The sequence below is a fragment of the Telluria sp. PB2R4 genome (genome assembly GCF_059685695.1).
In genome coordinates, this window is record NZ_JCASIC010000010.1 from 195,621 (window position 1) to 217,794 (window position 22,174).

The 22,174-nt window shown below is 65.5% G+C and carries 19 protein-coding genes; 4 read left to right on the forward strand and 15 right to left on the reverse strand.

Annotated features, from left to right (window positions below):
• Positions 1–52: 52 nt before the first annotated feature.
• The 15 genes from AC56LU_RS17320 to ubiE all read right to left on the reverse strand — a co-directional run bounded on the left by AC56LU_RS17320 (position 53) and on the right by ubiE (position 13,915).
• Positions 53–673: a TetR/AcrR family transcriptional regulator gene (locus tag AC56LU_RS17320; protein WP_497176858.1), complete on the reverse strand. Its 621-nt coding sequence runs from the start codon at positions 671–673 to the stop codon at positions 53–55.
• Positions 674–943: 270 nt separating this feature from the next.
• Positions 944–2,188: a DUF819 family protein gene (locus AC56LU_RS17325; RefSeq protein ID WP_497176859.1), complete on the reverse strand. Its 1,245-nt coding sequence runs from the start codon at positions 2,186–2,188 to the stop codon at positions 944–946.
• A 146-nt stretch (positions 2,189–2,334) separates the two neighbouring features.
• Positions 2,335–2,718, reverse strand: coding sequence for an RNA-binding S4 domain-containing protein (locus tag AC56LU_RS17330; protein ID WP_497176860.1), 384 nt, complete (start codon positions 2,716–2,718; stop codon positions 2,335–2,337).
• A gap of 31 nt (positions 2,719–2,749) precedes the next feature.
• Positions 2,750–3,910 (reverse strand): cardiolipin synthase ClsB, encoded by a 1,161-nt coding sequence (gene clsB, locus AC56LU_RS17335; protein ID WP_497176861.1) that lies wholly within the window; start codon positions 3,908–3,910, stop codon positions 2,750–2,752.
• A gap of 5 nt (positions 3,911–3,915) precedes the next feature.
• Positions 3,916–4,725 (reverse strand): endonuclease/exonuclease/phosphatase family protein, encoded by an 810-nt coding sequence (locus AC56LU_RS17340; RefSeq protein WP_497176862.1) that lies wholly within the window; start codon positions 4,723–4,725, stop codon positions 3,916–3,918.
• Positions 4,726–4,820: 95 nt separating this feature from the next.
• Entirely contained in the window at positions 4,821–5,021 is a 201-nt protein-coding gene (locus AC56LU_RS17345; protein ID WP_497176863.1) for a hypothetical protein, read from the reverse strand.
• A gap of 360 nt (positions 5,022–5,381) precedes the next feature.
• A complete protein-coding gene (nudB, locus tag AC56LU_RS17350) occupies positions 5,382–5,831 on the reverse strand; it encodes a dihydroneopterin triphosphate diphosphatase (protein ID WP_497176864.1) in 450 nt (149 codons plus the stop codon).
• A 90-nt stretch (positions 5,832–5,921) separates the two neighbouring features.
• The gene (gene aspS / locus AC56LU_RS17355) at positions 5,922–7,715 is read right to left on the reverse strand and encodes an aspartate--tRNA ligase (RefSeq protein ID WP_497176880.1); all 1,794 of its coding nucleotides are present in this window, start codon (positions 7,713–7,715) and stop codon (positions 5,922–5,924) included.
• Positions 7,716–7,802: 87 nt separating this feature from the next.
• The gene (locus AC56LU_RS17360; protein WP_497176865.1) at positions 7,803–8,390 is read right to left on the reverse strand and encodes a DUF502 domain-containing protein; all 588 of its coding nucleotides are present in this window, start codon (positions 8,388–8,390) and stop codon (positions 7,803–7,805) included.
• A gap of 32 nt (positions 8,391–8,422) precedes the next feature.
• Positions 8,423–8,752, reverse strand: coding sequence for an FmdB family zinc ribbon protein (locus AC56LU_RS17365; protein ID WP_497176866.1), 330 nt, complete (start codon positions 8,750–8,752; stop codon positions 8,423–8,425).
• Positions 8,753–9,210: 458 nt separating this feature from the next.
• Positions 9,211–9,819: a methyltransferase domain-containing protein gene (locus AC56LU_RS17370; RefSeq protein ID WP_497176867.1), complete on the reverse strand. Its 609-nt coding sequence runs from the start codon at positions 9,817–9,819 to the stop codon at positions 9,211–9,213.
• A complete protein-coding gene (ubiB, locus tag AC56LU_RS17375; RefSeq protein WP_497176868.1) occupies positions 9,820–11,409 on the reverse strand; it encodes a ubiquinone biosynthesis regulatory protein kinase UbiB in 1,590 nt (529 codons plus the stop codon).
• On the reverse strand, positions 11,406–12,050 hold the full coding sequence (locus AC56LU_RS17380; protein WP_497176869.1) for a ubiquinone biosynthesis accessory factor UbiJ: 645 nt from the start codon (positions 12,048–12,050) through the stop codon (positions 11,406–11,408). Before AC56LU_RS17380 ends, ubiB begins: the two co-directional genes overlap by 4 nt.
• Before the next feature lie 105 nt (positions 12,051–12,155).
• A complete protein-coding gene (locus AC56LU_RS17385; protein WP_497176870.1) occupies positions 12,156–13,151 on the reverse strand; it encodes a Tim44 domain-containing protein in 996 nt (331 codons plus the stop codon).
• 29 nt (positions 13,152–13,180) lie between these two features.
• A complete protein-coding gene (gene ubiE / locus AC56LU_RS17390; RefSeq protein ID WP_497176871.1) occupies positions 13,181–13,915 on the reverse strand; it encodes a bifunctional demethylmenaquinone methyltransferase/2-methoxy-6-polyprenyl-1,4-benzoquinol methylase UbiE in 735 nt (244 codons plus the stop codon).
• A 150-nt stretch (positions 13,916–14,065) separates the two neighbouring features.
• Here ubiE and AC56LU_RS17395 point away from each other — a divergent pair, with 150 nt between their 5' ends.
• The 4 genes from AC56LU_RS17395 to AC56LU_RS17410 form a co-directional block, all read left to right on the forward strand.
• Positions 14,066–16,324, forward strand: coding sequence for a hybrid sensor histidine kinase/response regulator (locus AC56LU_RS17395; RefSeq protein ID WP_497176872.1), 2,259 nt, complete (start codon positions 14,066–14,068; stop codon positions 16,322–16,324).
• Between the two features lie 219 nt (positions 16,325–16,543).
• Positions 16,544–17,869 (forward strand): sigma-54 dependent transcriptional regulator, encoded by a 1,326-nt coding sequence (locus tag AC56LU_RS17400; RefSeq protein ID WP_497176873.1) that lies wholly within the window; start codon positions 16,544–16,546, stop codon positions 17,867–17,869.
• 330 nt (positions 17,870–18,199) lie between these two features.
• Positions 18,200–20,245: a hypothetical protein gene (locus tag AC56LU_RS17405; RefSeq protein WP_497176874.1), complete on the forward strand. Its 2,046-nt coding sequence runs from the start codon at positions 18,200–18,202 to the stop codon at positions 20,243–20,245.
• A 461-nt stretch (positions 20,246–20,706) separates the two neighbouring features.
• Positions 20,707–22,174: hypothetical protein (locus AC56LU_RS17410; protein ID WP_497176875.1), on the forward strand; the 1,468-nt coding region annotated here is incomplete at its 3' end.

Sequence of the window (22,174 nt, forward strand, 5' to 3'; positions counted from 1 at the left end):
GTTTTCTCCTGACGAAGGTAAAAGTGTAGTTGACTGCCGGCGCTGGTAATGATTACTGCGGCGCCGGGGTGCCTTGCGGCGGATTGGGGTTACGGTAGTTCTCGACCAGCCGCTCGAAACCGCGGCGTGCACGTTCGACCGAGCCCGGCATGCGCAGGAAGCGCGCGTCGTGATGCAGGGCCAGGATCAGCCCGTACATCTCGTACACCAGCTGCTCGGCATCGGTGTCGGGCCGCAGGTGGCCGACCTCGACCGCCTGGCGCGCACTGCGCTGCAGGGCGCCCTGCCAGGCCTGCACCATCTTGACCAGCTCCTCGCGGATCGGGCCTGGACGGTCGTCGTACTCGACGGCGCCGCTGATGTAGATGCAGCCGGATGCGATCTCGACCGACACCCGCTCGAGCCAGCGGTCGAACATCGACTGCAGGCGCGGCAGGCCGCGCGGCTCGCGCACGCTCGGGAAGAACACTTCCTGCTCGAAGCGGTGGTGATACAGCTTGACGACTTCCAGCTGCAGGTCCTCGCGCGAACCGAAGTGCGCGAACACGCCGGATTTGCTCATGTTCATCCGGTCGGCCAGCAGGCCGATGGTCAGGCCCTCCAGGCCGTCGCGGCTCGACAGCTCGAGCGCCACGTCGAGAATCGCTGCCCGCGTGAGTTCGCCCTTGCGCATGAATTTTGCTGAAGTAGTGATAGCGGCCCCTGAATCGAAAAAATCCGAACGCTCGTACTATTATCTACCAGAGATGAAATGTCAAACGGGAACTTAGAGGCGAGATTCTATTGATGCAGGCCAAGGGCGGGCGAGATGGAGCGCCCGCGCGGCATCTCCGCCACGATGTGGCGGAGACAAGCTTGTCGCAGATGTAAAGGTAACCGATTTTCGGGGCGTGTGGCGTACGCGGGCGTGGCCGGACGCTTTATATTTACCCGGCCGATGCCTTCAGGTGGCCAGCGCGCGCAGCACCAGCCCGGTCACGTAGGCGCCATAGGTGCCGAGCGCGTAGCCGAGCACCGCCAGCAGCACGCCCACCGGCGCCAGGGCCGGATGGAAGGCGCTGGCCACCACCGGTGCCGATGCGGCGCCGCCTACATTGGCCTGCGAGCCGACCGCCAGGAAGAACAGCGGCGCGCGGATCAGCTTTGCCATCAGGAGCAGCAGGCCGCCGTGCACGCAGATCCAGATCAGGCCCAGCACGAACAGCCATGGCCGGTCGAGCAGCGCGTTCAGGTCCATCTGCATGCCGATGGTCGCCACCAGGAAGTACAGCATGGCCGAACCGATCTTCGATGCGCCCGCCCCTTCCAGGCTGCGCGCGCGCGTAAAACTGAGCAGCAGGCCGATGGTCGTGGCGAACACCACGATCCAGAAGAAGGACGAGGTCAGGCTGTAGTCCTGCAGCCGCCATTCGGCCGGCAGGCCGGCGATCCAGCCGACGGTGGGGCCGGTCAACGCATGCGACAGGCCGGTGGCGCCGATGCCCACCGCCAGGATCACCATCAAGTCGGTCAGGCTCGGCATGCGCGCGTGTTCGGCCTGGAAGCTTTCGATGCGCGTTTTCAGCGCGTTGATGGCGCTCAGGTCGGCGCCGGTCCAGCGGTCGAAGGCCTGGGCACGCCCCGTTATGAACAGCAGCACCGCCGTCCACACGTTCGCGACCAGCACGTCGACGGCGACAAACTGGCCGAACACGTTGGCGTCGACCTCGAACACCTCCTTCATCGCTGCCTGGTTGGCGCCGCCGCCGATCCATGCCCCGGTAATGGTGGTCATGCCGCGCCAGGTTTCGCCGGCGACCGTCTCCGGATGGATGACGCGCATGAGCTCGAACGACACGATCGCCCCCAGCATGATGCCGGCGGTACCGGTCAGGAACATGATGATGGCCTTGGGGCCGAGCCGCACGATGGCGCCGAAGTCGATCGCGATGCACAGCAGGACCAGCGCGCTGGGGAGCAGGTAGTCGCGCGCCACCGGATACAGTTTCGACAGGCTGCCGTCGATGACGCCCAGGGTGTTCAGGATGGCCGGGATCAGGTAGCACAGCAGCAGGGCCGGCACGTAGGTATATAACTTCTTCCACAAGCCGTCGGACCGCGAGGCGGTCCAGAACACGCAGCCCAGGATGGTGGCGAGTATGCCGAGCACGACGGCATCGTTGGTGACGAGAGGAACAGCAGTTTGCATGGGATGATCATCGAGAGCTGCCGGACATCGCGCCGGGCGCAACCCGCGGTGATGCCCGACCGGAAGCCTGGCGGCCGGGAACGGGCATTTTACATTCTCGAAAGAAAATGCAAACTGAAATCTGGCGGGCGCGGCGGCCCGGCAGTCTATTCGTCGCCGATGCGGGTCATGGCGCGGCGGTCGCGCTTGGTCGGCCGCCCCTTGATGTCCAGGCTGGGTTCGGGGAACAGCCGGCGCGCCGTCTTGTCGTTCTCGCGCTTGGCGATGCTTTCGTCGGTTTCAAAATAGAGCGTGCGCGCCACCGGCGCGGGCCCGCGCTTGTCGGAGATGGCGGCGACGATGACTTCCCAGCGGTCCGACCCGTTGTCGATGACCAGCTTGTCGTTCACCTTGACGTTGCGCGAAGGCTTGACCGGCTCGCCCTCGACGCGCACGCGGCCGCGATCGATCGCGTCGGTCGCCATCGAGCGCGTCTTGAAAAAGCGCGCCGCCCACAGCCATTTGTCGAGTCGTACGTTGTTGTCTTCCATGGTGTTCCTCCTGCTTTCGGGCAGCTTCCATTCATGCATAGCCGATCGCGAAGACCCGCATGACCAGTTTATACATCATGTAGGCCAATCCGTAGCTGGCACGCCGGATCCAGCCGATGCCGGCGAAATCCTCGGCCCGCACCGGAACACCGTCAAGGATGCCGCGCTCGATGTGCGCGCGCACGGTGGCGGCGAAACGCTGGTCCAGCACCACCACGTTGGCTTCCTGGTTCAGGAACAGCGACAGGCCGTCGCAATTGCTCGAGCCGACCGTGGCCCAGTCGTCGTCGACCACCGCGACCTTGGCGTGCAGCTGGGTCTTCTGGTACTCGACCACGCGGATGCCGTCCTGCAGCAGCTTCGGGTAGAAGGAGTGGGCCACCATGTCCTGGATGCGGAACTCCCCGACTCCGATCAGCAAGGTGACCTGCACCCCGCGCCGCGCCGCGTGGGCCAGCGCCTTGCGGAACTTGCGTCCCGGGGCGAAGTACGGCGTGGCCAGCAGCACGCTTTCCTTGGCGCGCCCCAAGGCTTGCAGGTAGGCGCGCTGGATGGTGGAACGGTTGCGCAGGTTGTCGCGCACGACGAACGCCGCGCGCGCCGGATAGGCGCAGGACTGCGGCGGCTCCTTGCGCATTTCCTTGAACAGTTCGATGCGCTGCTTCAGCTTCAGGCGTCCGGCGCGCAGCCACTGCCCTTGCGCCTCGTCGTGGATCTCGGCCACCAGTGGGCCTGCTACCCGTACGGTAAAGTCCCAGCGCGGCGCCGGCAGGCGGTGGCGGTCGGCGTGGTCGCATTGCCAGTCGTCGTTGACGTTGATGCCGCCGACAAAAGCGATGGCGCGGTCCACCACCACGATCTTGCGGTGCGAGCGCGCGATGCCGCGCTTGCACCAGGGGTTGAAGACGCGGTACTGCACCCCCGCCTCGGCGAGCACCGCGCCCAGGCGCGTGGCCGGCCGGTGCTCGGTCCCGATCCAGTCGACCAGGACGCGCACCTTGACTCCGCGCTGCGCGGCCCGGGTCAGCGCATCGCGTACCGTGACGGCGGTCTCGTCCTCGGCGAAAATGTAGGTTTCGAACAGGATGTCATTTTCCGCTGCATCGATGGCCGCGATCAGGGCCGGGAAGAAAGCGGTGCCGCTTTCCAGCAGGGTGACCTCGTTGTTGTCGACAAAGCTGACGTGGCGCATGGCAGCTAGGAGAGCTGCAGTTCGGCCACGATCGGTGCGTGGTCGGACAGCTTGGCCCACAGCGCGCCGTGCATCACCTGGGCGTTGTCGACCTTGAAGCCGCGCACGTAGATGCGGTCGAGGCGGAACCAGGGCAGCATGGCCGGAAAGGTGCGCGCCGGCGCCAGCCGCGGCTGGCGGCCCGCCCAGCTGCGCACCATGTCGCCCAGCGGCGACTTCGGACCCAGTTCGTCGAACACCTCGGTCACGCCGAGCGCGTTGCGCAGGCGGTCGCTGAGGATATTGCGCCAATCATTGAAGTCGCCCGCAATGATCACCGGCTCCCCATGCGAGGAAGTATTGACGTGCTCGATCAGGGCGTCGGCCTGGCGCCCGCGGCCGGCCTCGAACAGGCCGAGGTGCACCACGTAGCAGTGGACCCGGCCAGCCTGCGTGTTCAGCACGCAGTGCAGGATGCCGCGCTGCTCGTAGGCGTGGTCGGAGACGTCGTGGTTATGCGAATTCTCGATCGGGAAGGCGCTCAGCAGCGCATTGCCGTGGTGGCCATGGTCGTAGACGGCATTCATGCCGTAGGCGCTGTGGTGTTTCTCGTTCTTGAAATAATCGTATTGCGCGGTTTCGGGCCAGTGCCGATGCGCGAGGTCTTCCTTGCCGTAGCGCGCCTGGAAACGGTCATGCCGCCCCTGCACTTCCTGTAGAAAGACGATATCAGCGTTGAACTCGGCGATTGCTTTCTTGAGGGCGATCACCCGGGGCGTACTGCGTAGTGAAGAGACGCCCTTGTGAATGTTGTAGGTAGCCACACGAATTTTCATGGGAACATTCTAACCGCATCGGGCGGTTGTCCTCGTGGAACGAGGCCCAATTGTGCGCTGCCGGGTGATTCGCTTTCGGGCCTGGCCCGCCGTGTTCAGCCAAATGCCATCTGGCCGGACATGGCCTCGTGGCCGCTCACCATCATGCGGCGTGGACGCGCCGATGCCTGGATCACTTCGTCGTTCGACAGCAGAGGGCCGGACAAGCGCAGGCCGGACAACAGGTCAATCTGGATGCAGCCGTTATCAATGCTGATCTCTTTTACCTTGCCATCGTGCTTCAGTTCAACGTCCATGTTTTTCTCCCTGGTGATCTAGTTAGAGTTGCGTCGCGAAAATTGACTGCAGGCGACTTCATTGACGATATGCCAGAGATTGACCCCTGTCAAACGACGAATCTATCGTGCAGCTTGGAAATTGCCTAATTTCCTTCAGTCAATTAATTACGAAAATGGCTTCATAAAACTCAGCAATATCCGTAAAAACAACAGTTTATGGGGTCAAAATGGCATCAAAAGAGCGCTAACGCACAGAAATGACCGCAGAAACTGCATAACCGTTCGCAAATAAAAATTTGGCTACTGTTGTGGTATCACTACAGTTTATTTTCCGCGCGGAATTATTGCCAACCCCACGCCAGGGGGAGTTTCGATAACTTACAGGGTATGCGCGGGCAACTGCAGGATGGCTTCGGCATTGGACGACGAGAAGCAGCGGTCGGCGGCTTCGAGCCAGGGCAGCCAGGCGTACTGCGTGTGTTCGCGCGGACTCAGGATCACTGGAATGTCACGCGGTACGCAGACCGAGAACACGTGCTCGGTATTGTGGGTGACGCCGGGCGCGTAGCGGTGGCGCCAGACGGGGTAGATTTCGTAGATGTTGGCGAGCTGCCAGTCGTGCAGGCGGATGTTGTCTCCGTCGGCCACGATGCCGGTTTCCTCGAACAGTTCGCGGGTAGCGGTGTGCAGCAAGGGTTCGTCGTGGGCGTCGAGCGAGCCGGTGACGGATTGCCAGAAACCCGGACGGTCGGCGCGTTCGATCAACAGCACCTCCATGGCGGAGGTGTGGATGACGACCAGGACCGACTCGGGGATTTTGTGGGGCATGAGGGCAGATAAAACAAACGCGGGCGCAGCCGATGTATTGGCCAGGCCCGCGTGAGTTGGACGCGCGGTCGGCAAAGCCGACCGCGCTACTTAAGCGACTTTGGTCTCGTTACGCAGGCGGATGTGCAGTTCCTTGAGCTGCTTCTCGTCGACTTCCGACGGCGCGTTGGTCAGGAGGCACTGCGCGCGCTGGGTCTTCGGGAAGGCGATCACGTCGCGAATCGATTCCGAACCGGTCATCAGGGTGATCAGGCGATCCAGGCCGAAGGCCAGGCCACCGTGCGGCGGCGCGCCGTACTGCAGGGCGTCGAGCAGGAAGCCGAACTTCAGCTGCGCTTCCTCGGCGTCGATCTTGAGGGCGCGGAACACCTTGCTCTGGACTTCTTCACGGTGGATACGGATCGAACCGCCGCCCAGCTCCCAGCCGTTCAGGACCATGTCATAGGCCTTGGCGACGCAGGCGCCCGGATTGGTCTCGAGCATGTCTTCGTGACCGTCCTTCGGTGCGGTGAACGGGTGGTGGGTCGCGGTCCAGCGGTTCGATTCCTCGTCGTGCTCGAACATCGGGAAGTCGATCACCCACAGCGGCGCCCAGACGTCGTCGAACACGCCGGCCTTCTTGCCGAACTCCGAGTGGCCGATCTTCACGCGCAGCGCGCCGATGGCGTCGTTGACGACTTTCGCCTTGTCGGCGCCGAAGAAGATCAGGTCGCCGTCTTCAGCCTTGGTCAGTTCCAGGATCTGGGCAAGGACTTCGTCGGAGATGTTCTTGACGATCGGCGACTGCAGGCCGTCACGGCCCTTGGCCTTCTCGTTGACCTTGATGTAGGCCAGGCCCTTGGCGCCGTAGATGGCGACGAACTGGGTGTACGCGTCGATTTCCGAACGCGGCATCGAGGCGCCCTGCGGCACCCGCATGCCGACCACACGGCCGCCGGTCATGTTGGCGGCGCTGTTGAACACCTTGAACTCGACCGACTTCATCAGCTCGGTCAGTTCGGTGAATTCGAGCTTGACGCGCATGTCCGGCTTGTCCGAGCCGTACATGCCCATGGCGGTGGCGAAGTCCATCACCGGGAACGGGTTCGGCAGGTCGATGCCGGCCGCGTTCTTGAACACGACGCGCATCATGTCTTCGAACAGGTCACGGATTTCCTGTTCGGTCAGGAACGAGGTTTCGCAGTCGATCTGGGTGAATTCCGGCTGGCGGTCGGCGCGCAGGTCTTCGTCGCGGAAGCACTTGGTGATCTGGTAGTAGCGGTCGAAGTTGGCGACCATCAGCAGCTGCTTGAACAGCTGCGGCGACTGCGGCAGCGCGAAGAAGTTGCCCGGGTTGACGCGCGACGGCACCAGGTAGTCGCGGGCGCCTTCCGGGGTCGACTTGGTCAGCATCGGGGTCTCGATGTCGATGAAGCCCAGGTTGTCGAGGTACTTGCGCACTTCCATCGACACCTTGTAGCGCAGGCGCAGGTTGTGCTGCATCTGGTTGCGGCGCAGGTCGAGCACGCGGTGGGTCAGGCGGGTGGTTTCCGACAGGTTGTCGTCGTCCAGCTGGAACGGCACCGGCACCGATGCGTTCAGCACTTCCAGGGCGGTGGTGTTGATCTCGATCTTGCCCGACTTCAGGTTGGCATTGGCGGTGCCTTCCAGGCGGTTCACCACGGTGCCGGTGATGCGCAGGCAGTACTCGTTGCGCACGTGTTCCGCGGCCTTGAACACCTCGGCGTTATCCGGGTGGCAGACCACCTGCACCAGGCCTTCGCGGTCGCGCAGGTCGATGAAGATCACGCCGCCGTGGTCGCGGCGACGGTGCACCCAGCCGCACAGGCTGACGGTTTGGCCCAGCAGTTCCTCGGTGACGAGGCCGCAGTAGTTGGTACGCATGGAGGACATAATTTTCGTTCCAGGTTGGTTATTCATTCAGAGGCCGCCACCGTAGCCGGCGACCTGTTCTTGGATGCTGCGTTTTCTTTATTCCGGAGCGACCACGCCCATCGAGACGATGTGCTTCAGGGCCGCGTCCACGGACATGTTCAGTTCGACGACCTTGCTGCGTTCCATCATCAGGAAGAAGCCCGAGGTCGGGTTCGGGGTGGTCGGCACGTACACGCTCACGTAGTCGCCCACCAGGTGGTTCTTCACGTCGCCGCCCGGCACACCGGTCAGGAAAGCGATGGTATAGGAATCCGCATGCGGGTACGGAATCAGGACCGGCGTGCGGAATGCGTTGCCAGAGGACGAGAACAGCGTGTCCGACACCTGCTTGACGCTGCCGTACAGCGAGCTGACCACCGGGATGCGCTTCATCACGCGGTCGCCCAGGCGCACGATGTAGCCGCCCACCAGGTTATTGGTCAGCAGGCCGGTAATGAAGATGACGGCGATGGTCAGCACTGCCCCGACACCCGGGATGTCGCGGCCGAACATGACTTGCGGCGTCCAGGATTCCGGCACGAACAGCAGCGACTGGTCCAGGGTACTGATGATCATGCTCAGCACCCAGGCCGTAATCACCAGGGGCACCAGCACCAGCAGGCCGGTCAGGAAATATTTACGCATCGCGTTCTCTTGTTCTTTTCGGGCTGCTGATGTCAGGTGCTGCTCTTGTCGCCGCCGCTGGCCGCGGGAGCCGCGGGGGCCGCAGCCGGCGTGCCAGGGCTGCCGCCGCTGTCGGACGCAGGAGCAGCCGGGGTTGCCGGGGCAGCAGCGCCCGCAGCCGTACCGGTGGCCGGCGCGCTGCCGCCGCGGAAATCGGTGACATACCAACCCGTGCCCTTGAGCTGGAAGCCGGCAGCGGTCACCTGTTTTTTAAAGGCTTCCTTGCCGCATGAGGGACAGAGACTCAAAACTGGGTCAGAAATTTTTTGCAGCACATCTTTAGTAAAACCGCATTCGTCGCAGCGGTAGGCGTAAATCGGCATCTGATACTCCGCAAAAATCTCAAAACCCTGAATTATAAAGCTTTTATGGGATGGCTTGCCCTTTTTGGCCGCAGCGGCCGGACCGGGATGCTATGGGTGCCGGCCGCGGGTGTTGTTTTTCTTCCTCGCCACACGATGTTTCGTTTGCTCAACAGCAGGCTCGGGTGATTAAATAGCATCTTTCTTGAGAACATGATGGCAACAGGCAAGCTCTGCTGCTACAAGTTAAGAAGAAACAGAAGATTTTGCGCGGTGCTGCACCGCCGCTGGTCCGTAAAAGAATGCTGTATTTCATGAGCCCGCTTCTTGCGGGCTTTTTCTTTTTGTTAGCGTTGACGTCGGGTTCGTAGGGTGGGCAGGTTCCCTGCCCACGCGGTGATAGTTAACTGCAAGATCATCGCGCACGATAACGGAGCCCGTATCGATCTACGAGAAGCGGGCACCATTGACAATCGTGGTCAGCGGCGTTGCCAGATCATCCAGCGTTCCTTGCCTACGAAGATAGGGATCGAATCGGCCACCGCCGCATCCTCGACGCAATCGAAATACGGCGCCATCAAGGCGTCGAGCTCTTTTCCGTCGATACCGAAAGGCGGACCTTTGACCGTCTGGTCAAAAAAGAAGAAGCCGGCCACCCTGCCCCCGGGCGCCAGCAAGTGGGCCCAGCGCGCCGCCACTTGCGGCCGCATGGCGGGCGGCAAGGCGCACAGGAAGGCGCATTCGTAGATGAGTTCGAGCGGGCGCGCCGGCTGCCAGGCGAAGAAATCCGCCTCGACGATCTTGCCGGCCCACCGCCCCGCCAGTGCCTTGCCGCGCGCCACCGCTTCCGGCGCGAAGTCGATCGCCGTGGCATCCCAGCCGGCGTCGCAGAGAACCACCAGCTCGTAGGCGCTGCCGCAGCCGGGAATCAGGGTGGATAGCGGGTACGGGGAAGCGCTGACAAAATCGCGCAAGGCTTGCGGCACGCCGCCACGGTCCCAGGGCGTAAAGGCGTTGGCGAAGCGCTCGTCCCAGAACTGCGGGCTGAGCGGATCGCGGCTGGTGAAAGCGGGCGGCGCAAGCGCCATTCAGGCCCCGGTGTAGAAGAACCAGCCGATCACGGCCACGCCCAGCGCTCCCGTGGTCAGTCCCAGGAAGGTCATCAGGCCCAGCAGCCGGTTGGTGCGGCGCTGCTCGACCAGCACCATCGCCATCAGCTCGGCCTGGCCCATCGGATGGCCGTTCTGGGTCGCCATGCCGGAATGCGCATGGCGCTCCAGCGTCTGGTGCAGCAGGCGCGGCAGTTGCGGGAAGATGTGGGCGTAGCGCGGCGCCTCGGCGCGCAGGCGCTCGACCATGCCGCGCCAGCCCACCTGCTCGCCCATCCAGCTCTCCAGGTGGGGCCTGGCGGTCTTCCACAGGTCGAGCTCGGGGTCGAGCTGGCGGCCCAGGCCCTCGATGTTGAGCAGCGTCTTCTGCAGCAGCACCAGCTGCGGCTGCACTTCGACGTTGAAGCGGCGCGAGGTCTGAAACAGGCGCAGCAGGATCTGACCGAAGGAAATATCCTTTAGCGGGCGGTCGAAGATCGGCTCGCAGCAGGCGCGCACCGCCGATTCCAGTTCGTCGACGCGGGTGTCGCGCGGCGCCCATCCCGATTCGATGTGGGCCTCGGCCACGCGCTTGTAGTCGCGGCGGAAGAAGGCCAGGAAGTTCTGCGACAGGTAGTCCTTGTCGAAGTCGTTCAGGGTGCCGACGATGCCGAAGTCCAGGGCAATGTAGCGGCCGAAGGTCTCTTTCTCCACCGACACCAGGATGTTCCCCGGGTGCATGTCAGCGTGGAAGAAGCCGTCGCGGAACACCTGGGTGAAGAAGATCTCCACGCCGTCGCTCGACAGTTTTTTCAGGTCGACGCCTTCGGCCGCCAGGCGGTCGATCTGCGACACCGGGATGCCGTTCATGCGTTCCATGACGATCACGCTGCTGGAACAATAGTCCCAGTACATCTCCGGCACCATCAAGAGGTTCGAGTCGGCGAAGTTGCGGCGCAGCTGGCTGGCGTTGGCGGCCTCGCGCATCAGGTCGAGCTCGTCGTGCAGGTACTTGTCGAACTCGGCGACCACTTCGCGCGGCTTCAGGCGGCGGCTTTCCGTCCACACCCGCTCGATCAGGCCGGCGGCCAGGTCCATCAGCGCCAGGTCTTCGTCGATGGTCTTCTTCATGCCGGGACGTAGCACCTTGACCGCGACCTCCAGGCCGTTCTTCAGCGTCGCGAAGTGTACCTGGGCGATCGAGGCCGAGGCCACGGGCGTGCGCTCGAAGCTGGCGAACAATTGATCGGGGTGGGCGCCGAGCGACTCCGTGATCTGGGCGATCGCCAGGTCGGAATCGAAAGGCGGCACCCGGTCCTGCAGCAGCGACAGCTCGTCGGCAATGTCCTGCGGCATCAGGTCACGCCGGGTCGACAGCACCTGGCCGAACTTGATGAAGATCGGTCCCAGTTCCTCGAGCGCCTGGCGCAGGCGGATGGCACGCGGCGAGGTGATGCGGCGCCAGAAGAACACGGTACTCATGAAGCGCGCGGTACGGGGAGCGTGCAGGCTCGTGACCGCGATTTCGTCGAGACCATATTTGGTCGCGACAGTCAGGATTTTCAGCAGGCGCAGGAATTTCAATATCATCGGTTATCCGGACTCAGTATCACGCTCGTCTCGGCGGCGGCGCTCTGCGCGAGGCGCTGCTCCAGCCGGGCGATGCGTTTGGCAGTGCGTTCGACGTCGTCGCGCAGGCGCACCACGTCGGCGGCGAATTCGTTCAGCGCGGCGGGCCGCACCAGGACCGGCCGCTCTTCCAGCAGGAATTCGGCCAGGTTCTCGGCCAGCCGGCGCCCGGCGCCCAGCACGCCGCCGGCGGCGCCGCGCGTGCCCTGCACCAGGTGGCGCGCGCCGATCGGGCCGACCACGCGTTCCAGGTCGTACTCGGCGTCCCAGCGCAGGCCCTTCGACAGCGAAGAGATGGTGTTGGCGAACTCGGCGTCACCCTCGATCTTCACATAGGAGAACGCGCGCTCGCGGTTCTGCGCGATCAGCGGCAGGTCGGTCAGCTTGACGCGGATGGTCACGTTCGCCGGACCATCGCCCTTGCCCGCCTCGAGCATGCCGTCGCGCGCCACGCGCAGGCGCAGTGCAATGTGGCCGGTATCAATACAGGCTTCCTTGCCGGCATGGCGCAGCAGGGCATCGCGCGCCCAGGCTTCCTGGGCCAGCAGATGGTTGATCGTGGCGACCGCTGGGGTCGCCAGCATGGCGGAACTCGGGAACATGGCAGGCATTCTTTATCAAAAAAAACCGCCCGGTGTTAGCGGGCGGTTCGATCTTACCAGTTCGCCGGACACAAACCCGGCGGCACGAAGCTTTACCGGAAAAAATTACGCCACTTGCTGGATGCCGGCGAGGACCCAGCCGCCGGAACCCGACAGCGGCTTGGACATGTTCCAGACTTCCACGAACGGCTCGGCCGGCGCGTTCGGGGCGGTGCGGATCATGCCGTTGAACTGCACGCTGGCCAGGTAGTCGGTGGCGGTGGTCTCGATGCCCAGCAGCTGGCCGTCGATCGTGACCACGTCGGTGAAGTCGGTGGCGCCGTTACGCTCCTGGATCTGCAACTTCAGCTCGGCGAACACTTCCGGCGAGGTGAATTCGCGCAGGTCGTTGGTGTCGCCACGGTCCCAGGCGGCCTGCATGCGGATGAACGAGGCTTTCGCATGGCGCAGGAAGGCGTCCTGGTCGAAGTCGGAAGGCACGCCCCACTGGTTGTGCATGACAGGCGGTTCCGAGCCCGGCTTGCCGAGCGAAACGCCGCCGGCGTGGGCCGATTGCTGGCCCTGGAAGGCCGCCGGGCGGCGCAGGCCGGAACCGATTTCGGGTGTCGCCACGCCGGCTGCCGAGGCATGCGGCGCGGCGCCCGCCGGCACCGGATTGGTATAGCCGCCGCCGAAGGCCGGGTTGGCCGGGGTGTCCTTGCGGCGGAACATGCGCACCACGAACAGCACCGCCAGCGCGAGCAGGCCGATCATGAGGATCGCCGAGATCGCGCTCGCGAGCGCGCCGCCGATGCCGAGGTGCGACAGCAGTGCGCCCAGGCCGAGACCCAGCAGTGCGCCGCCGAGGATGCCCTTCCACATGCTGGGGCGCTTGGCCTGCGCGGCGGCAGCGGCGCCCGCGGCGCCGGCGGCCGGCACCGCGCTTGGCGCGCGCTGCTGCTGGAATCCGGGTGTCGGGGCCGGCGCCGGGGCCGGCATCCGCTGCACGGCCTGCGACTGGCGGCCGATCGAACGCTTGCCGCCCATCGGGCGCGCGGTCGCTTCGGCGATCATCGAGACCGCGGTGATCGCCAGTACCATCGTTGCCACGAGTTTTTTCATGTCCGTTCTTCCTGTTTTAAAGCGTGATACTACAGCTTGATACCGGTGTGTAATGCGGCCACACCCGCCGTCAGGTTGTGATACTGGACCCGCTCCAGTCCCGCATCGAGCATCATGGACTTCAGGGTTTCCTGGTCGGGATGCATGCGGATCGATTCGGCCAGGTAACGGTAGCTCTCGGCGTCGCCGGCGATCTTCTGGCCCATCCACGGCAGCACCGAGAACGAATACAGGTCGTAGGGCTTCTGCAGCGGCGCGATCACTTTCGAGAACTCCAGCACCAGCAGCTTGCCGCCGGGTTTCAATACGCGGCGCATTTCCGCCAGCGCCTGGTCCTTGTGCGTCATGTTGCGCAGGCCAAAGGCCACGCTGACGCGGTCGAAATAATTGTCCGGGAACGGCAGCTTCTCGGCGTCGCACAAGAGAAGTGGGGTCACCAGGCCCTTATTCAATAGTCTATCCCGGCCGACGCGCAGCATCGACTCGTTGATGTCGGTGAGCCAGACCTCGCCGGTGCGGCCCGCCTGCTTCGCAAAGGCCTTGGCCAGGTCGCCGGTGCCGCCGGCGATGTCGAGCACCTTGAAGCCGGGCCGTACCCCAGCCTGCGCGATGGTGAACAGCTTCCAGGCGCGGTGCAGGCCGGCCGACATCAGGTCGTTCATGACGTCGTATTTCGAGGCGACCGAATGGAAGACCTTGGCGACTTCCTGGACCTTCTGGTCCTCGGCGACGGTCTTGTAGCCGAAGTGGGTGGTATTCGTCATATGTGCAGGCAGGTTGGGGTTGCCACATTATACAAGGTGGTCGGGCGGCGCCTGCGTGCAGGGCGTGCACGCTTGCAAGTCATGATGCAACAATGTTGCATCTTGTATAATCGTTAAATTACGCAATTTGCGCTATGCAAGATCCTTCTCATGCGCATCCGAACCCGTCTCCTGATCCTCGTGCTGGCCATCCTGGTGCCCTCCTTCATTGCGGCGGCCCTGGCGGTGGGCTACGTCTATCACGAGGAACAGAAGTCGCAGGTGCAAAGCGTGAGCGAAGCCACGCGCACCTTCGCGCTGATGGTGGACACCGAACTGCGGGCGCATACCGCCATCCTGCACACGCTGGCAGGCTCCCCGGCCCTGCACGAAGGCGACCTGCGCACGTTTTATGATTTCGCGCGGCGCATGGCGCCCACCCCCGAGACCGTCATCGTGCTGGCCGACCTCGATGGGCGCCAGCTGGTCAACACGCGCCGCCCCTTCGGCGCAGCGCTGCCGACGCAGCGCTCGTCGAACGTGGGCGAGCTGATGCGGCGCGGCGGCCCTGCGGGCACCTATGTTTCCGACATGTTCATGGCCCCGATCGGCAAAGTCTACGACTACACGGTGCAAGTGCCGGTCATGGTCGGCGGCGCGCTGCGCTACCACCTGCTGGTGGGCGTCAGCGTGGCGACGCTGCAGAAACTGGTCGAGCGCCAGGATTTCCGCAGTGAATGGATCGTCACCCTGGTCGACCGCCAGGGCAAGGTGCTGGCGCGTTCGCGCCATCCCGAGCGCTTCGTCGGCCACGCGGCCAGTCCGTCGACCCGGCAGCGCCTCCAGGCCACCAGCAAGGGGATCGGCGAAAGCCGCACACTCGACGGGATCGAGGTGCGCGCCTTCTTCGACACGGTGCCGGCATCGAACTGGAAAGTGTTGATCAGCATTCCCATGAGCGAGATCCAGCGCCTGCCCTTGCAGGCCGCCGCCCTGCTGGGCGGACTGATGGCGGCCCTGCTCGCCGCGGGCGTGCTTGCGGCCCACCGTCTGGCGCAGCGGGCCATCCGGCCGATCGAATACCTCGGGCTCGCCGCCGACGAACTCGGCCAGGGCAAGGAACCGGGTTACCAGCCGCAAGACATCGCCGAAATCGACAACGTGGCGCAACGCATGCAGGAGGCCGGTCGCCAGATCCGTCAATCGCAGCAGGAACTCGAGCAGCGCGTGGCCGAAGCCGTCGCCGCCACCGAGCGCGTGCAAAGCGCCCTGCTCAAGGCGCAGAAACTGGAAGCGCTGGGGCGCCTGACCGGCGGCATCGCCCACGAATTCAACAACCTGCTGCAGACCCTGAGTACGGCGCTGCAACTGGTGGAGTTCAACAACAAGGACGGCAAGGTGCACAGCCTGGTCCAGACCTGCAAGAAGACCGTACAGCGCGCCACCGCCCTGACCGGCCAGCTCGGTTCGTTCGGCCGGATCCAGGAAGCGCGCCAGGAAACGGTGGACGCCTGCCAGCAGCTGCGCAGCGCGCGCCAGCTGATGAGCGGCGCGCTGCGCGACGACATCGACCTGCGGATCGAATGCGACGAGCCGGCCTGGCCAGTGAAGGTCGAGCCCCTGCAGTTCGACCTGGCGCTGCTGAACCTGGCGGTGAATGCGCGCGACGCCATGCCGCGCGGCGGGGTGCTGCGCATCGAAGCGCGCAATGTCGCGCTGGCCGCGCCGGCGCCGGGTTCGGCGCTGGCGGCGCTGCCCGCCGGCGACTACGTGCGGGTGACCGTGGGCGACACCGGCAGCGGCATGACGCCCGAGGTGCTGGCACGCGCACTCGATCCCTTCTATACCACCAAGAGCCAGGGCCAGGGTACCGGCCTCGGCCTGCCGCAGGCCTATGCCTTCGCCCTGCAGTCGCAGGGCTTGCTGCTGCTCGACAGCGCACCGGGCAAGGGAACGCGGGTGGACATCTACCTGCCGCGCGCGCAGGCGGCGGCCACGCCGGCGCCTGCAGCCGCGACGTCGGACTATGCGCCGGCCGACGCGCCGCTGCCGCGTGCGCGAGGCAAAGTACTGTTCGTCGAGGACGACCCGCTGGTGCGCGAAGCGGTGTCGCGTGCGCTCACGGACGCCGGCTTCGAAGTGCTGGTGGCGGACGACGGCGAACAGGCGGTGGCCCTGCTCGACGGCGGCGCGCGTCCTGCCGCGGTGTTCTCCGACATCGTCATGCCGGGCAGGGTGAGCGGCATCGACCTGGCCGCCATCGTGCGCCAGCGCCATCCGTCCTTGCCGGTGGTGCTGGCCACCGGCTATACCGAACGCCAGGCCGCCATCCCCGGCGTACAGGTCCTGGCCAAGCCCTATCCGATCGAACGCCTGGTGAGCCTGCTCGCGGCAGCCACCACGAACAGCCAAGATGAACAAATGCCGTAAGGCATTGATTCCTGAGGGAATTTTTTCGATGTTAATTACCAACTCGGCAATATTCGTGCGCCGGAAGGTGGCCATTTCTGGTTAAATGACGGTCAACGCGGTGTCGGATTTATCCGGCATTCTCTACCCGGGATTTTTCCTGCAAGACTTCCGGACAATCGGCCGACGACGTCGCCCGCATTACCAGTAATAACGAATAAAAACGAGGTTAATGTGTCGGTGAAACGACTCTTATGCATCACCAACGAGGGGAACGCAGCGGTCCGCGCAGCCTGCGGAGAATTGCGGGGCTGGGACGTGTGCACGGTGGACAGTATCGCCGCCGCGCGCAAGGTACTCGCGCACCAGCACTACGCGGTCGGCCTGCTGCTCGACGGCGACGACCTCGAGCACGACGACATCGAACGCTTCCTCCAGCAGCACCACCATATCCGCTGGATCGGCGTGTTCGGCCCCGACCTGCTGCACCGCCCGCAGTTGCGCCAGGCCATCGCCACCCACCTGTCCGATTTCCATACCCGCCCGGTCGACACCGTGCGCCTGCAGCATTCGCTGGGCCACGCGCACGGCATGGCCATGCTCGCCAAATCCACGCCGCCGCACAAGCAGGCTGCCACCGCGCGCCGCATCGACGGCCAGTCGGTGGCGATCCGGCGCCTGCGCGCCCACATCGACAAGATCGCCGCGGTCGATGCGCCGGTGCTCATCTCGGGCGAAAGCGGCAGCGGCAAGGAACTGGCGGCGCAAGAAATCCACGCGCAGTCGCCGCGCGCCGGCGGCCCCTTCATCGCCATCAATTGCGCAGCGATCCCGCCGTCGTTGATCCACTCCGAACTGTTCGGCTACGAGCGCGGCGCTTTCACTGGCGCGGCGAAAGACAAGCCGGGCCTCATCGAAGCAGCCTCGGGCGGCAGCATCTTCCTGGACGAAATCGGCGACCTGCCGCTCGACCTGCAGGCCAGCCTGTTGCGCTTCCTGCAGGAACGCAGCATCTACCGCGTGGGCGGCACCCGCACGGTAGCGGTCGATGCACGCGTGATCACCGCCACCCACGTCGACCTGCCCAAGGCGGTGGCCGAAGGACGCTTCCGCGAAGACCTGTACTACCGCCTGAGCGTGTTCCCGATCCGGGTGCCATCGCTGCGCGAGCGCAAGGAAGACTTGCCGCTGCTGACTGAAATCATCTTCAACAAATATGCGGATGAAAAGAGCCCGCAGCTCAAAGGCATCAGCAATCAGGCATTGCGCGCCATGGCCCAACATAACTGGCCGGGCAATATCCGCGAACTGATCAACCGCATGCGGCGTGCCATGGTGCTGGCCGAAAACCGCCTGATCATGCCGGAAGACCTGGAGCTGACACCGCACGACGACGCCATCATCCTGCGAGATGGCCTCGATAACTCGCGCGGCAGTGCCGAACGCACGGCCATCTCGAATAGCCTGGCCAAGTGCGGCAATAACATCAGCCAGGCGGCACGCGAGCTCGGTGTCTCGCGGATGACCTTGTACCGTCTGATGGCCAAGCATTCCATCGCGCCCTGATACCGGCCTCCCCTCGTCTCATCCTACATATCCAGCGCAATTCCTGGATACGTCTTCGTGCGCCCTCCAAGTGCCTGCTGTTACAGCTTGATACGGTCTGGTGACAATTCAACGTCGACTGTCACAGCTTTGCGACAGCATTTGCCCGACATATTGAACAAGACCATCGATTCAGTCCTACAGTTTTTCCCCACGTAAAAATACTCAGATTAATCAACGACTTGGCGAGATAAGCAGCGTATGGCATGCAAAGTGCTTAGGGGTAAAATGGACCGGTGTGATCGCACGCCGGGCATTTCAACTTTCGTTACACATAATGGGGAGTAACAGATGAAGCGCACACTTCTGGCGACCGCGATCGCACTGGCATTCGGCATGGCCCACGCACAGGACGGCAACACGGCAGGCGAAGTCCGCCAAGGCAACAATCAGGTTCAAATGACTGATCAGAGCAACAACGCGGATAATCGAAACTCTTCGGGCCAAAACCGCAGCAGGGGCGATGCCAGGGCTTCCGCTGTCGGCGCCGCTTCGGCCAATAACAACGGCACCGCCTCCGCCACCGTGACCGATTCGTTCAACACCTCGGACGCAAGCTCGATGAGCACGCTCGAGGGCCGTGCGGCAAACAACTCCGTCAACAACATCGGTAACGCGGCCGAAAACCGCGGCAGCGCCAACGGCGGCGCAGGCCGCGGCGAAGCAGGCGGTGCCGGGAATGGCGGTAACGCCAACGGAAGCGACGGCGGCGACAGCGGCAATGCACGTGGCGGCAACGGTGGCGCAGGCGGTGACGGATCGACCGCCACCAGCGGCGCTGCGCGCAGTGGCAACGCCTCGGCTGGCGCGGCACGTGGTGGCGAAGGCGGCGCCGGTGGCGAAACCGGCAACGCACGCACCGGCGCCGGCGGCGACGGCGCCCGCGGCGGCGATGGCGGCCGTGGCGCGATGGGTGGCGACGGCGGCCGCGGCGCCATGGGCGCTGCCGGTGGCGATGGCGGTGGCGGTAACCTGGGGGGCGACGGCGCCTCCGGCGGTGACGGCGGCCGCGGCGCGAATGCCGATGCAACCGGTGGCCGTGGCGGCAACGCCGATGCAACCGGTGGCCGTGGCGGCAATGCCGATGCAACCGGCGGCCGCGGCGCGGCTGGCGGCGCAGGCGGCGACGCGCGCGGCGGTGCAGGCGGCGACGGCACCGGCGGCATGGGCGGCTCGACCGGCCGTATCGTAGGCGGCAATGGCGGCGACAATCGCGCGGTCAACGCCGGCGACGGCGGCGCAGGCGGTCGCTCGACTGCCACCGGCGGCGATGGCGGCCGGGGCGGTGAAGGCGGTACCGGCGGCGACAGCGGCATGGCGAGCGGCTCGGGCCAGGACGCCAACAGCACCACCAGCAGCGGCGCGGCCGGTACCGGCATGAACACCGCCACCGCCGGTGATGGCGGCTCCGGGGCTGGCGGTACCGCGGATGCGAACAGCGGCGCCGGCACCTCGGGCACGGCAACCGGCGGCGCAGCCACCAATGATGCAGGCGCTTCCACGTCCGGCACTGCCGGCGCGGGCGCAGCGGGCGGCGCAGGCGGCGCAGGCGCCGAGGCCGGCTCGACCGGCGGCGCGGGCGCGGCTGGCGGCACCGCCACCGGCGGCACAGCTGGCGCCGGAGCGGCGTTGAGCGGCACCGGCGGAGAAGGTGCTGCCGGTACCGGCGGTGCAGGCGCAGAAGGAACTGGCGGTGCAGGTGCCGCGGGCGGCGCAGGCGCTGAAGGCAGCTCGACCGCAGGCGCTGGCGCGGCCGGCACCTCGACCGCAGGCGCCGGCGCAGCCGGCACCGCGACCGGCGGCGCCGGTGCGGCAGGCGGCACTGGTGGTGCGGGTGCTGAAGGCGGCACCGGTGGCTCCGGTGCGGCAGGCGGCGCAGGCGGTTCGGGCGCAGCCGGCGGTGCGGGCGGTGCTGGCGCTGCCGGCGCTGCAGGCGGCTCCGGCGCAGCGAGCGGTGCAGCCTCCAATACCGGCGGCGAAGGCGCGGCAGGCGGCGAAGCCACTGGTGGCGAGTCCACTAGCGGCGCGGCCACCTCGGGCACGGCCACCGGCGGTAGCGGCGCCGCAGGCGGCGCTGGCGGCAGCAACACCTCGGGCGCAGGCGGCGCTGGCGGCGCAAATACCGGCGGTGCAGGCACCGGCGGCGCGGGCGCAGCCGGCACTGGCGGCGCCGGAGGCAGCCAGGAAGTGACCACCGGCGAGTTCAACATGTCGAACGCGATGTCCGCCGTTTCCCAGGCAGCTGCAGGCGTCTCGGTGATCAGCCAGAACGGCGGCTTCTCGTCGCTGGTGCAGCAGAGCGTCAACGTTCAGTCCAACATGAACGTCGGCCAATAATTTAGGTCCGGCAGTAACTACCGCGCGGCATCGTCCGCGCGGTTTTTTTTTGAACCAAGCCCTGGGCACTTGATTAGCCTGCTCTACCCTGCCTGAGGATCCGGGCCCGCTGCAGCTTCACGCGCTTCGCCATCCCTTCTTGCTCTTCATTTTTTCCTACACCTCCAAAGAAACAGTCGGTCGAAGAAAGCGACTGTCCCCCAAGCTTGCTGTTACACGCTGATACAGTTTCGTGACGATCTCGGGGCAACTGTCACAGATCTGCGACAGGATCCAGGCAACTTATTGAATTAACCCATCAATCCAGTCCTACAAGCTTGCTCGGCATAACAATTCGCCAATAAATCAACGACTTGCGAAACCGCTGTTAGCGTGGCACGCAAACTGCTAAGACCAGAGTGGACCGGTGACATTGAGCGCCGGGCATTTCAACTTTCAGTGACACACAAGGGGAGTATCAGATGAAGCGCACTATTCTGGCGACCGCAATCGCACTGGCATTCGGCCTGGCCCAAGCACAGGACGGCAATACCGTGGGCGACGTCCGCGGCGGCAACACCCAAACGCAAACTACTGACCAGAGCAACAACTCGGATAATCGTAACTCGTCGGGCCAGAATCGCAGTACCGGCAACGCAAACGCCAGCGAAGTGGCTGCAGCGGCTGCCAACAACAACAGCACCTCGACCTCGGACGTGTCGAGCTCGTTCAACAACTCGAGCGCTACCGCCACCAGCAACCTGACCGGTACGGTCACCGGCAATGACATCCGCAATATCGGCAATACGGCCGTCAATAGCGGTAACGCCAATGGCGCAGCCGGTCGTGGCGCAGCCGGCGGCGATGCCACCGGTGGTGCAGCACGCGGCGGCGACGGCGGTGCAAGCGGCGCGGCACGCGGCGCCAATGGCGACATGGGCGGCTCGGGCGCTAACGGCCGCAGCGGCGATGCCACCAGCGGCGCATCGGATACCGGCATGTCCAGCGGCGGCGCAGGCGGCGCAGGCGGCATGACCGGCAACGCGCGCAGCGGCGCCGGCGGTTCGGGCGCCATGGGCGGTGAAGGCGGCAGCGGCGCCGCAGGCGGCGACGGCGGCCGTGGCGCAGCTGGCGGCCTGGGCGGCGCGGGCGGCGGCGGTAACACCGGCGGCAGCGGCGCGTTGGGTGGCACCGGCGGCAGCGGTGGCAGCGCAGACGCGACGGGCGGCCGCGGCGGGAACGCCGACGCGACGGGTGGCCGTGGCGGCAATGCCGATGCGATGGGCGGCAACGGCGCCCGCGGTGGGGAAGCCGGCACCGGCACCGGCGGCACCGGCGGCATGGCCGACGGCGGCGATGGTGGCCGCGCTGGCCGCCTGTCCGGCGGCAATGGCGGCAGCAACGGCGCAGTGACCGGCGGCATGGGCGCCAACGGCGGCGGCTCCGACGCCAATGGCGGCAGCGGCTCGGCCGGCGGCGCCGGCGGCATGGGCGGTGCCAGCGGCAACGCGAGCGGATCGGACCAGGGCGCAACCGGTTCCGCGATGAGCGGCAATGCGGGCAGCGGCGGCAACATGGCCAATGGCGGCACCGGCGGCATGTCGGGTGACGACACCGCAGCGGGCGCGGGCGGCGCCGCCACTTCGAATAGTGGCGAAGCTTCGTCGGGTGCTTCGAGCACCGGCACCGTGTCGAACACCGCAGGTGATTCCACCTCCGGCGCCGGCGGTGCGGGCGCAACTGGCGGCGCAGGCGGGTCCGGCGCTGCCGGCACCTCGACCGGCGGCGCAGGCGCTGCCGGCGGTGCAGGCAGCGGCGGTACCGCCGGCAACGGTGCGGCCTTGACCGGCACTGGTGGTGCTGGCGGCGCAGGCACCGGCGGCGCAGGCGCTTCCGGCACTGGCGGCGCAGGTGGCGCGGGTGGTGCTGGCGCTGCCGGCACCGCGACCG